Raw genomic sequence first — 11,914 nt, 5'->3', positions numbered from 1 at the left:
GGGTGTGGCGCCACGTGGTGGTCGGGGTGGGGGGGGGGGGGGGGGCGGTCCGCGTTCCCGTGCGTGCGTGCGTGCGGGGGAGTTGTGCTGCTTGTGGGCGGGAGGTCAGGTGGACGGTGCGCATTGTCTACCGGGAAGTAACCCGTGCTGATTTGATGTGCGGCACCGGTGTTCCGCACCTCTCGCCCCACACTTCCCACGGGAGAACTCTGTGCCGATACCCTCACGCCGACGCGCCCTGACCGGCGCCGTCGCCACCGCCGTCGCCGCGGCGGCCACGCTGGCCGTCACCGCCCCGGGTGCCGTCGCGGTCCCGGCGGCTCCTGCCGCACCCGCCGCCCCGGTTGCCCCGGCCGCCTCCGCCGACGTGCCGAAGCTCCAGGTCCTCTCGTACAACGCCTTCATCTTCAGCAAGACCCTCTACCCCAACTGGGGCCAGGACTTCCGGGCCAAGGCGATTCCGGCGGCGCCCTTCTTCCAGGGGCACGACGTCGTCGTCCTCCAGGAGGCCTTCGACAACGGGGCCTCGGACGCGATGGGCCGCAATGCCGCCGCCCAGTACCCGCACCAGACGCCCGTCGTGGGCCGCAGCAGGAGCGGCTGGGACGCGACCGGCGGTTCGTACTCGGTGACGGCCCCGGAGGACGGCGGGGTGACGGTCTACAGCAAGTGGCCGATCGTGCGGAAGGAGCAGTTCGTCTTCAAGGAGGCGTGCGGCTCGGACTACCACTCCAACAAGGGCTTCGCGTACGTCGTCCTGAACGTCAACGGCACCCAGGTGCACGTCGTCGGCACGCACCTCCAGTCGACCGACCCGGGCTGCGGGGCCGGCGAGGCGGCGGCCAAGCGGAGTGCGCAGTTCAAGCAGCTCGACGCGTTCCTCGACGCGAAGAAGATTCCGGCGGGTGAACAGGTCCTGGTGGCAGGGGACTTCAACGTCGACTCGCACAGCCCCGAGTACACGTCGATGCTGAAGGACGGCGGACTGGACGGCGCGGACTCCCGCACCGGCCACACGTACTCCTTCGACACCGCGGACAACTCGATCGCCGCCGAGCGCTACCCGACCGACCCGCGCGAGGACCTCGACTACGTCCTGGCGCGCACCGGCCACGCCCGCCCCGCGGGCTGGACGAACGACGTCGTCAAGGAGCAGAGCGCGCCCTGGACGGTCTCCAGCTGGGGCAAGTCCTACACGTACACGAACCTGAGCGACCACTACCCGGTGGTGGCGTCCGCGAAGTGAAGTGAACCGAAGTGAAGGTGAAGTGACCGCGGGTGGACGGCCGTTGCTGTCCCCCCGCAGTCACGGTTCTCGTAGAAAACAACAGAAACATTCCGGATCCTCTTGCGGCAGGACAGTAAGCGCTTACATGCTGACGCGCAGCCCTTACGCACCTGAACCCCGCACTCCGGAGGACCGGCATGACCGGGACCAACAGCACGCGCACCACCGTGTCCAGACGCGCCCTGCTCGCGGCCGGGACTGCCGCGGCGCTCCTCCCCGCGACGTCCCTGGCCGGGGCCGCCTCTGCGCGCGCAGCCGACGCCTCCGACGCCCTCGACCCGCTGCTCGCACGGGCGCGGCAGCTCCTGACCGGCGGTCCGTTCGACCCGGCGGACCCGGATTTCCGTGCCGCGCTCACGGCGCTCGACACCTCTGCGTCGGCGCTGTGGCAGAAGCTGGACCGCTCCGCCGGACGCACCGCGCTCTGGCCGGACCTCTCCCCCGTCACCGCCCCCGGCAGCTTCGGCCAGAGCTACACCCGGCTGCGCACGCTCGCCACCGCCTGGGCGACGCCGGGCGCCGCGCTCGGCGGGTCGGCGGAGGTCGCGACCGCGCTGGTGACGGCGCTGCGGTTCCTCCACGACACCTCCTACAACGCGACGAGGCCCGAGGCCGGGAACTGGTGGTTCTGGGAGATCGGCGCACCCCGTGCGCTCCTTGACTGCTGTGTGCTGCTGGGCGCGCAGGTCCCCGCCGCCGATCTCACCGGGTATCTGGCGGCGGTCGACCGCTTCTGCCCGAACGCGGACCGCCGCACCAACTCCCCCGCCCTCTCCGAGACCGGCGCCAACCGGGCCGACAAAGCGGTGATCGTGGCGCTGCGCGGGCTGGTCGGCCGGGACGCGGCCAAGGTGGCCCTCGCCAGGGACGGCCTTTCCGACGTGCGGGACGGCGGGCGCAACAGCCTGTTCCGGTACACCGCTTCGGGCGACGGCTTCTACCCGGACGGCTCGTTCATCCAGCACGAGTCGGTGGCCTACACCGGGACGTACGGAAACGTGCTGCTCGGGGGTGCGGCGCACATGATCGCCCTGCTGGCGGGGTCCACCTGGGCGGTCGGCGACCCGCAGGTGTCGGTGATCTACGAAGCGGTCGAGCGGTCCTTCGCCCCGCTGCTGTTCGACGGACTGATGATGGACTCCGTGCGGGGCCGGGCGATTTCGCGCGAGCGGGCGGTGGACCACGTCGACGGCGCGGCGACGGTGTCGAGCATCGTCCTCCTCGCCACCGGGGCACCCGCCGCGTACGCGGCGCGCTGGCGCGCCCTGGCCAAGGGCTGGATCGGGCGCAACCGCGCCACCCCGTACACCGAGCTGGTCACCCTTCCTCAACTGGTGCGCGCGAAGGCGCTGTTGGCGGACGACACGGTCCCCGTCGCCGACCGCACGACCGGACACTTCGTCTTCGCCGACATGGACCGGGTGGTGCACCGCCGCCCCCGCTGGGCGTTCGCCCTCTCCCTGTCGTCCCGGCGCATCGCGGCGTACGAGGCGGGCAACGGCGAGAACCTGCACGGCTGGTACACCGGCGACGGCATGACGTACCTCTACAGCGGGGACGACCTCGGGCAGTTCGGCGACGGCTTCTGGCCGACCGTCGATCCGTACCGGCTGCCGGGCACCACGGTCGACACCCGGCCGCGCACGGACCTCGGCACCGGGGGCGGCACGAGCACCTACCGCCCCACGAACGCCGTCGCGGGCGGGGCCGTCCTGGACGCCCGGTACGGCGCGTCCGCCATGGAACTCGCCGCCCAGGGCAGCACTCTGCGCGCACGGAAGTCCTGGTTCTTCCTCGACAACGCGGTCGTCGCGCTCGGCGCCGGCATCACCGCGAGCGACGGCCGCACGGTCGAGACGATCGTCGAGAACCGCAACCTGCACGCGAACGGCACGCCTCAACTCCTGGTGGACGGCGTCCGCCGGTCCGCCGCACCCGGCCGGCCCGCCGGCCTCCACCGGGCGCACTGGGCGCACATCGAAGGCGTGGGCGGCTACGTCTTCCCCGAGCGGACTCCGCTGCACACCCTGCGCGAGCAGCGCACCGGCGTCTGGCGCGACCTCAACACCGGTGCGGACACCGGAGGGTCGACCACTCCCGTCACCCGCCGCTACCTCACCCTCTGGATCGACCACGGCACTTCCCCCGCCGCCGCCTCCTACGCGTACGCCCTTCTCCCGGGTGCTTCCCCCGCGACCACCGCCGCCTGGCGACTGTCCCGGCCGGTGCACATCGCCGCCAACGACACGGGCGCCCAGGCGGTGGAGGACCGACGCCTCGGGCTGACCGCCGTCACCTTCTGGCAGCCGGGCACCGCGGCCGGGATCACCTCGTCGGGCCCCGCGTCCGTCCTCGTCCGGCGCAGGAACGGCTCCGTCTCGGTGGCGGTCGCCGACCCGGGCCGCACCGGGTCCACCCTCACGCTCCAACTCCCCTTCGCCGCACGGTCGGTGGTATCCGCCGACGACACGGTGCGGGTCACCCCGGGCCGCCGCCCGGTCCTCACCGTCACGGTCGGCGGCTCCCGGGGGCACACCCACCGGGCCGAGCTCCGCTGAACGGGCCCGCTCAGGCAGCCCTCGTCCGCAGCCTCCGTCCGCAGCGCCGCCCGCAGCGCCCGTCCGCAGCCCTCGTCCGCAGTGCCGCCCTCGCCGGACGACCGGCCGAACTGCCGGACCGGGGCCCGTCCGCGGTCGGATGTCACATTCGGGAGGGCCCGCCGCGTCCCTTCCGTGAGAGTCCGTGGGAGCACGCCACTGTTGCGAAGGAGCTGGTCATGACCGGGAACGTGTCTGTCATCGGTGGGGGCATCGCCGGACTGACCGCCGCGATCACCGCGGCGGAGGCCGGGGCGGGTGTGGACCTGTACGAGGGGCACGGCTCCCTGGGCGGGCGGGGCCGGGCGACTCCCGCCCCGTACACGGCGCACGAGGGCCCGCACGTCTTCTACGCCGACCTGGCGCACTGGAAGTGGCTCACCGACCGCGACCTGGTCGGCAAGCTGGGGCGGCCGTCGGTGCGGGACCTGAAGTTCGGATTCGTACGGGACGGGCGGCTGCGGTCGGCGCCGCCGGCCGCTCTGGTACGGATGATGATGCCGGGGCGGCCCCGTACGGCGCCGGTGGACCTGACGTTCCACGAGTGGGCGTCGGAGCGGTACGGCGAGGAGGCGGCGCGGGCGGCGGCGCGGGCGATCGGGGTCGTGACGTACGACGCGGACACCGGGCGGCTGTCGGCGGCGTTCGTGTGGGAGCTGTTCCGGCGGGTGTTCGCGACGACGGTGCCGACGGTGCGGTGGGTGGTGGGCGGCTGGCAGGCGGTCCTCGGCCGGATGGAGGCGCGGGCGCGGGAGCTGGGCGTGCGCATCCACCTGGAGACCCGGGTGACGGAGCTTCCGGAGGACCGGCCGGTCGTCGTGGCTACCGAACTGGCAGCGGCGAAGCGGCTGTTGGGGGACGATTCACTGACGTGGGAGAGCGGGCACGTGGTGATGCTGGACGTGGCCGTGCGGTCGGACCGGCGGGACCGGTTCATCGCCTTCGACCTGGACGGGGGCGGCTTCCACGAGTCGTACTCGATGCAGGACCCGACGATCGCACCGGCCGGCGAGTCGCTGTTCCAGCTGGACATGCCGGTGCAGGCGGGCGAAAGCCTGGCACAGGCGCGGGACCGGCTGGAGTCGCTCGCGGACCTGACGGTGCCGGGGTGGCGGGAGCGGACGACGTGGAGCAGGACGGCGACGGCGAAGGGGCGGACGGGAGCGCTGGACCTGCCGGGCCGCACCTGGCACGACCGCCCGGCGGTCGACCGGGGCGACGGGGTGTTCCTGGCGGGCGACATGGTGGCGGCACCGGGGATGCGCGGCGAGATCTCGATCTTCAGCGGGATCGAGGCGGGAGCAGGAGCGGCACGGAGCGCGGGACGGACGGGAAACGCTGCCGCTTGAGCGCACACGGAGCGGGCGGCAAGCGGTGCCCCTTGAGCACGTACGGGACGAGCGGAACGCTCTGCCGCTTGAGCGCGTACGGGACGAGCGGAAAGGGGTGCCCCTGAAGCGCGCGGGACAAGCAGCACTGCCGCTTAAGCGCGCGGGACGAGCAGGAAGCGGTGCCGCTTGAGCGTGTGCGGGACGAGCAGGAAGCGGTGTCGCCTGAGCGTGTGCGGGACGAGCAGGAAGCGGTGTCGCCTGAGCGTGTGCGGGGTGGTGGTCGGGCCGGTGGGGAGCCCGCCGTTCCCCGCCCCTGCCCGCTGTGACACTGTGCGGCTCCGCCGCGTGGCGTCGGCCGCGGGGACCGGAAGCAGCACGGCTCGCGCCGGTGGGGGCCGGGCTGCGCCCGCCCGGTGCACGGGCTTCGTCCGTTTCGTCCTCACACGCCGGACGGGCTGGGTTCTCCCCCGTAAAGCCCCTCGATCTCCGCCCCGTACCTCTCCCGGACCACCCGCCTGCGCAGCTTCAGCGAAGGCGTCAGTTCGCCCGTCTCCGGTCCCCACTCCTCCGCCAGGAGCCGGTACCGCTTGACCTGCTCGGTGCCGTTCAGGCGGGTGTTCGCCGCCGCGACGGCGCGCGCGACCTCCTCCCGTACCGCCGGGTGGTCCGCCGTCACCGCGCCCTCGATGCCCTGCGCCGCCGCCCACGCCGGGGCCGTCTCGGCGTCGAGGACCAGCAGCGCCACCACGTACGGGCGGCCGTCGCCGTGCGCCAGTGCCTGGCCGATCAGGGGGTGTTCCTTGAGGGTGTTCTCGACCAGGGCCGGGGAGACGTTCTTGCCCGTCGACGTGACGATCATTTCCTTCTTGCGGTCGGTCAGCCGGAGGAAGCCGTCCTCATCGACGCGGCCGATGTCGCCGGTCGCGAACCAGCCGTCCACGTCCAGGGCTTCCTCGGTCGTCCCGTCGGCGCGCAGATAGCCCCGGAAGACGGTTTCGCCGCGGACCAGGATCTCGCCGTCCTGGGCCGTCCTCAGCTCAAGACCGTCCAGCGGGCGGCCCACCGAGCCGAGCCGGAAGCCGTGCGTCGGACTGTTGGCGGTGCAGACGCCGACCGTTTCGGTCAGACCCCACGCATCCATGATCGCGATGCCGAACCCCGCCCAGAACCTGGTCACTTCGAGCGGCATCGGCGCCGACGCGCTCGCCGCCCAGACGAGGCGGTCGAAGCCCGCGAGGGAGAGGATCGGGTCCAGGACGCGGGCCTTCGCCTCCTGGTGGGCGGCTTCGAGCTCCGGGGGCGGCTCCTCGCCGCGCTCGCGGCAGGCGACGTGGGCCCGCGCGGTGTCCCCCGCCTTCTCGACGGCGGCCCGCTGCTCCTGCGGCAGACCGGCCAGCGCCGCCTGTACGGATGCCGCCAGCTTCTCCCACACCCTCGGCACGCCGAAGAATTGCGCCGGGTGCAATTCCCTTGCGGTGGCGGCCACTTGGCTGGTGTCCGTGCACAAGTACACGTGCGAGGCGCGGAAGACCGGGAGGTAGATGCCGAGCATGCGTTCCGCGATGTGCGCGAAGGGGAGGTAGCAGATGTGCTCGACGTGGGCGGGGAGGTCGACCACCCGGTCGAGGGCGAGGGCGTTGCTCACCACCATGCGGTGGGTGATCGGGACAGCTTTGGGGTCGCCGGTGGTCCCGGAGGTGTGGACGACCGTGAGGATGTCGTCGGCGCGCGTCTCCCGCCGGCCCTTCTCGAAGGTGGCGGCGTGGTGGAGGCGGACTCCGGTGGCGTGGAGCGAGCCGTACGTGCGGTGCGGCCCCGCCTCCGCCGCCCGCACGACGACCAGCTTCTCCAGCGGGGTCCCCGGATCCTCCACCAGCGGTTCCCAGCGCGGCAGTTCGGCCGATCCCTCGACAAGAGCGAACCTGGCGCCGCTGTGCCGGGCGATGTGCGCGACCTGCTCGGCGGCGGCCGTTCCGTACACCGTGACCGGGATCGCGCCGAGGTGGGTGAGGGCGAGGTCGCTCAGCCAGTGCTCGGGCCGGTTGCCCATCATGATGAGCACCTGCTCGCCGCGCCGCACGCCCAGCGCCGCGTACCCGGCGGCCAGGACGGCTGCCTTCCGGCGGACCTCTCGCCAGGAGAGGGTGGTCCAGCCACTGCCGTCCGCCGTGCGCCAGGAGAGGGCGGGGAGGTCGCCGTGGTCCTCGGTGTTGCGCAACAGCAGTGCGGGAAGGGTGAGTTCGGCCGGATCGGCGGGGAGTCGCAGGATCGTGGTCATGACCGCCTCGTGTCGTCATCGACGTGTCGTCATCGACTGGGCATTGCCTGAACGTGGCAGGGAGGCTTTCACAAGAGTGGTGAGACAGCAATACTGTTGCACTGAATCCCAGCGGAGGATCAGCGGCACAGGACCAGCAGAGGAACGGGGCAGCGCCATGACGACGACCACCGGTACCGGGGAGCCGACGCTCACGGTCGACGAGCTGGCCGCGCGCGCCGGTGTCACCGTCCGCACCATCCGCTTCTACAGCACCAAGGGTCTCCTGCCGCCTCCGGCGATCGGCCCTCGCCGGGTCGGTCACTACGGCCCCGAGCACCTCTCCCGGCTCGCCCTCATCGAGGAGCTCCAGCACCACGGGATGACCCTGTCCGCCATCGAGCGCTACCTGGAGCAGCTACCGCCCGACCTGAGCGCGCACGACCTGGCCATTCACCGTGCGGTGGTGGCGTCCTGGGCGCCCGACTCGGCGGAGGACGCCACCCGCGCGGAGCTGGAGCGCCGGGCGGGCCGCGCCCTGTCGGACGTGGACATCGACCGGCTGGCCGCGATGAACGTGCTGGAGCGCGCCGCCACCCCTGACACCTTCCGGGTGGATCCGGGGCTGCTGGCGCTCGGCGTGCAGCTCCTCGGCGTGCCGATCGCGCACGAGACGATCCTCGCCGCGCGCACCATCCTCATGGAGCACACCCGCTCGGCGGCCCGTGCCCTGACGCACCTGTTCCGCGACGAGGTGTGGAGCCCCTACCGGGAGCGGGAGTCGGACCCCGAGCACGTGGAGGCCATGAAGTCGCTGTCGGCGCACATGCAGCCGATGGTGCTCCAGGCCCTCGTCACGGCGTTCCAGCGCTCGCTGAAGGAAGAGCTGCGGGCCGCGTTCGTCGACGAGTCCTGAGCGGTACGTCGACACAGGGCGCGGCCCGCAGTCCAAGGGGTCGTCAGTCGCTGAACTTCTCGTCCCTCGACGCCTTCTCGACCAGCAGCGCCGTCGGCTCGAACCGCTCGCCGTACATCGCCGCCAGCTCGCGGGCGCGGGCCACGAAGCCGGGCAGGCCGCCCTCGTAACCGTTGATGTACTGGATGACGCCGCCCGTCCAGGCCGGGAAGCCGATGCCCATGATGGAGCCGATGTTGGCGTCGGCGACCGACATCAGCACGCCCTCCTCGAAGAGCCGCACCGTGTCGATGGCCTCGGAGAAGAGCATCCGCTCCTGCATGTCGACGAAGGGGATCTCGACGCCCTGCTTGCCGAAGTGCTCGCGCAGCCCCGGCCACAGGCGGGTCCGCTTCCCGTCGTCCCCGTACTCGTAGAAGCCGCCGCCACCGCTGCGCCCCGGGCGCCCGAACTCGTCCACCATCCGGTCGATGACCGCGTCGGAGGGGTGTCCCGGCCATACCCCGCCCGCTTCCTCCACCGCCTTCTTCGTCTCGTTGCGGATCTTGCGCGGCAGGGTGAGGGTCAGCTCGTCCATGAGGGAGAGGACCTTCGCCGGGTAGCCGGCCTGGGCGGCGGCCTGCTCGATCGAGGCGGGCTCGATGCCCTCGCCGACCATCGCGACGCCTTCGTTGATGAACTGGCCGATGACGCGCGAGGTGAAGAAGCCGCGCGAGTCGTTGACGACGATCGGCGTCTTCTTGATCTGGCGGACCAGGTCGAAGGCGCGGGCCAGCGCCTCGTCACCGGTGCGCTCGCCCTTGATGATCTCGACGAGCGGCATCTTGTCGACCGGCGAGAAGAAGTGCAGGCCGATGAAGTCGACGGGGCGCGAGACGCCTTCCGCGAGACCGGTGATGGGGAGGGTGGAGGTGTTGGAGCACAGGAGCGCGTCGGGCTCGATGACGTCCTGGATCTCCTGGAACACCTTGTGCTTGAGGCCGGTGTCCTCGAAGACCGCCTCGATCACCGCGTCGCAGCCCGCCAGGTCTGCGGGGTCGGCGGTGGGGGTGATGCGGGCGAGGAGTTCGTCCCGCTTGGCCTCGGTGGTACGGCCGCGGCTCAGCGCCTTCGCGAGGAGCTTCTCCGAGTACGCCTTGCCCTTGGCGGCGGCCTCCGGGGTGACGTCCTTGAGGACGACCTCGATGCCCGCACGGGCGCAGGAGTACGCGATTCCGGCGCCCATCATGCCCGCGCCGAGCACGGCGACCTTGCGGACCTTGCGGCGCTCGATGCCCTGGGGGCGGCTCGCCCCGGAGTTGACGGCCTGGAGGTCGAAGAAGAACGCCTGGATCATGTTCTTGGCGATCTGCCCGGTGACCAGCTCGGTGAAGTACCGGGCCTCGATGGTCAGCGCGGTGTCGAAGTCGACCTGCGAGCCTTCGACGGCCGCCGCGAGGATGTTGCGCGGGGCGGGGTAGTTGGCGCCGCCCGTCTGCTTCTTGAGGTTCGCGGGGAACGCCGGGAGGTTGGCGGCGAAGCGCGGGTTGGACGGGGTACCGCCGGGGATCTTGTAGCCCTTGACGTCCCAGGGCTGCTGCGACTGGGGGTGCGCGTCGATGAAGGCGTGCGCCTTGGCGAGCATCTCCTCGCGGGTGGCGGCCACTTCGTGCACGAGGCCGTTTTCGAGGGCGCGCTGCGGGCTGTACCGGGTGCCCTGGAGGAGGACCTTCAGCAGGGCGTCGGCGATGCCCATGAGCCGTACGGTACGGGTGACGCCGCCGCCCGCCGGGAGCAGGCCGAGGGTGACCTCGGGGAGGCCGATCTTGGAGCCGGGCGCGTCGAGCGCGATGCGGTGGTGGGCGGCGAGCGCGATCTCGTAACCGCCGCCCAGGGCCGCCCCGTTGATCGCGGCGACGACGGGCTTGCCGAGCGTTTCGATGCGGCGCAGCGAGTTCTTGATGGCGGTGCCGGTGTCGAACGCCTGCTGGGCGTTCTCCGGGCCGACCTGGATCATTTCCTTGAGGTCGCCGCCCGCGAAGAACGTCTTCTTCGCGGAGGCGTAGATGATGCCCCGGATGGAGTCCTTCTCGGCCTCGGCGCGGTCGGCGATCGCCGCGATGGAGGCCTTGAAGGCGGCGTTCATGGTGTTCGCGGACTGGTTGGGGTCGTCGAGGACGAGGGTGACGACGCCGGTCTCGTCCTGTTCCCAGCGGATGGTGGTGGGCTCGCTCATGTTCTGGCTTCTCCGTAAAAAGTGGCGGCGGGACGGACGAGGATCAGACGCGCTCGATGACGGTGGCGACGCCCATGCCGCCGCCGACGCACAGCGTGGCGAGGCCGTAGCGCTTGTCCTGGCGCTCCAGTTCGTCGACGAGGGTGCCCAGGATCATCGCGCCGGTGGCGCCCAGCGGGTGGCCCATGGCGATGGCGCCGCCGTTGACGTTGATCTTGTCGAGGGAGAGGCCCATGTCCTTGGCGAAGCGCAGCACGACGCCCGCGAACGCCTCGTTGATCTCGACGAGGTCGATGTCGTCGATGGTCAGGCCCGCCTTGGCGAGTGCCTTGCGGGTGGCGGGGGCGGGTCCGGTCAGCATGATCGTGGGCTCGGATCCGGAGACGGCGGCCGAGACGATACGGGCGCGAGGGGTGAGCCCGTAGCGTTCGCCGACCTCCTTGGTGCCGATGGCGACGAGGGCGGCGCCGTCGACGATGCCGGAGGAGTTGCCCGCGTGGTGGACGTGGTTGATCGATTCCACCCAGTGGTACTTCTGGAGCGCCACCGCGTCGAAGCCGCCCATGTCGCCGATCGCGGCGAAGGAGGGCTTGAGGGGGGCCAGCGAGTCGGCGGTGGTGCCGGGGCGCATGTGCTCGTCGTGGTCGAGGACCAGCAGGCCGTTGCGGTCGCGCACGGGGACGACGGAGCGCGCGAAGCGGTTGTCCTTCCAGGCTGCGGCGGCCCGCTCCTGGGAGAGCGCGGCGTACTCGTCGACGTCGCGGCGCGAGAAGCCCTCGATGGTCGCGATGAGGTCGGCGCCGATGCCCTGGGGGACGAAGCCGTTCTCGAAGTTGGTCATCGGGTCGTTGAACCAGGCGCCGCCGTCGGAGCCCATCGGGACGCGCGACATGGACTCGACGCCGCCCGCCAGGACCAGGTCCTCCCAGCCCGAACGGACCTTCATGGCAGCCAGGTTGACGGCTTCGAGGCCGGAGGCACAGAAGCGGTTCTCCTGTACGCCCGCGACGCTGTCGGGGAGCCCGGCGGAGATCGCGGCGGTGCGGGCGATGTCGGAGCCCTGGTCGCCGACCGGGCCGACGACCCCGAGGACGATGTCGTCGATGGCGGCCGGGTCGAGGTCCGGGAAGCGGTTCCTGACCTCGTGGATGAGGCCGACGACCAGGTCGATCGGCTTGGTGCCGTGCAGGGCCCCGTTGGCCTTGCCGCGTCCGCGCGGGGTGCGGATCGCGTCGAACACAAACGCTTCGGTAGTCAAGACACTTGCCTTTCAGGAAGAGCTTTCGGGAAGAGCCGTCAAGAAGAGGGAC

Annotated in this window: 8 protein-coding genes; 4 read left to right on the top strand and 4 right to left on the bottom strand. The window is 71.6% G+C overall.

Annotation, left to right across the window (positions count from 1 at the left end):
• The first annotated feature begins 211 nt into the window (after nt 1-211).
• The 3 genes from sph to ACWGIG_RS07010 all read left to right on the top strand — a co-directional run bounded on the left by sph (nt 212) and on the right by ACWGIG_RS07010 (nt 5,234).
• Nucleotides 212-1,246 (top strand): sphingomyelin phosphodiesterase, encoded by a 1,035-nt coding sequence (gene sph, locus ACWGIG_RS07020; protein WP_453320492.1) that lies wholly within the window; start codon nt 212-214, stop codon nt 1,244-1,246.
• A gap of 179 nt (nt 1,247-1,425) precedes the next feature.
• Nucleotides 1,426-3,846, top strand: a complete 2,421-nt coding sequence (locus tag ACWGIG_RS07015) for a polysaccharide lyase 8 family protein (protein ID WP_453320491.1) — start codon at nt 1,426-1,428, stop codon at nt 3,844-3,846.
• A 218-nt stretch (nt 3,847-4,064) separates the two neighbouring features.
• On the top strand, nt 4,065-5,234 hold the full coding sequence (locus ACWGIG_RS07010; RefSeq protein WP_453320490.1) for an NAD(P)-binding protein: 1,170 nt from the start codon (nt 4,065-4,067) through the stop codon (nt 5,232-5,234).
• A gap of 134 nt (nt 5,235-5,368) precedes the next feature.
• Here the strand turns inward: ACWGIG_RS07010 and ACWGIG_RS07005 are convergent, their stop codons facing one another.
• Nucleotides 5,369-5,545 (bottom strand): hypothetical protein, encoded by a 177-nt coding sequence (locus tag ACWGIG_RS07005; protein ID WP_453320489.1) that lies wholly within the window; start codon nt 5,543-5,545, stop codon nt 5,369-5,371.
• A 110-nt stretch (nt 5,546-5,655) separates the two neighbouring features.
• On the bottom strand, nt 5,656-7,494 hold the full coding sequence (locus tag ACWGIG_RS07000; protein ID WP_453320488.1) for an AMP-dependent synthetase/ligase: 1,839 nt from the start codon (nt 7,492-7,494) through the stop codon (nt 5,656-5,658).
• Nucleotides 7,495-7,651: 157 nt separating this feature from the next.
• On the opposite strand from ACWGIG_RS07000, the gene ACWGIG_RS06995 reads away from it, so the two are divergent.
• A complete protein-coding gene (locus tag ACWGIG_RS06995) occupies nt 7,652-8,389 on the top strand; it encodes a MerR family transcriptional regulator (protein WP_453320487.1) in 738 nt (245 codons plus the stop codon).
• 43 nt (nt 8,390-8,432) lie between these two features.
• Here ACWGIG_RS06995 and ACWGIG_RS06990 read toward each other — a convergent pair whose 3' ends face one another.
• Entirely contained in the window at nt 8,433-10,604 is a 2,172-nt protein-coding gene (locus ACWGIG_RS06990) for a 3-hydroxyacyl-CoA dehydrogenase NAD-binding domain-containing protein (RefSeq protein WP_453320486.1), read from the bottom strand.
• 43 nt (nt 10,605-10,647) lie between these two features.
• Nucleotides 10,648-11,862: an acetyl-CoA C-acetyltransferase gene (locus ACWGIG_RS06985; RefSeq protein ID WP_453320485.1), complete on the bottom strand. Its 1,215-nt coding sequence runs from the start codon at nt 11,860-11,862 to the stop codon at nt 10,648-10,650.
• Nucleotides 11,863-11,914 lie beyond the last annotated feature (52 nt).

It is taken from the genome of Streptomyces sp. NPDC054863 (genome assembly GCF_053610825.1).
This window is presented reverse-complemented; position numbering and strand designations above follow the sequence as displayed.

What these genes read in the sequence shown, in the direction of transcription:
- ACWGIG_RS07015 (WP_453320491.1), top strand. Translation starts at nt 1,426, where the DNA reads ATGACCGGGACCAACAGCACGCGCACCACCGTGTCCAGACGCGCCCTG.
- ACWGIG_RS07010 (WP_453320490.1), top strand. Translation starts at nt 4,065, where the DNA reads ATGACCGGGAACGTGTCTGTCATCGGTGGGGGCATCGCCGGACTGACC.
- ACWGIG_RS07000 (WP_453320488.1), bottom strand. Translation starts at nt 7,494, where the DNA reads ATGACCACGATCCTGCGACTCCCCGCCGATCCGGCCGAACTCACCCTT.
- ACWGIG_RS06995 (WP_453320487.1), top strand. Translation starts at nt 7,652, where the DNA reads ATGACGACGACCACCGGTACCGGGGAGCCGACGCTCACGGTCGACGAG.
- ACWGIG_RS06990 (WP_453320486.1), bottom strand. Translation starts at nt 10,604, where the DNA reads ATGAGCGAGCCCACCACCATCCGCTGGGAACAGGACGAGACCGGCGTC.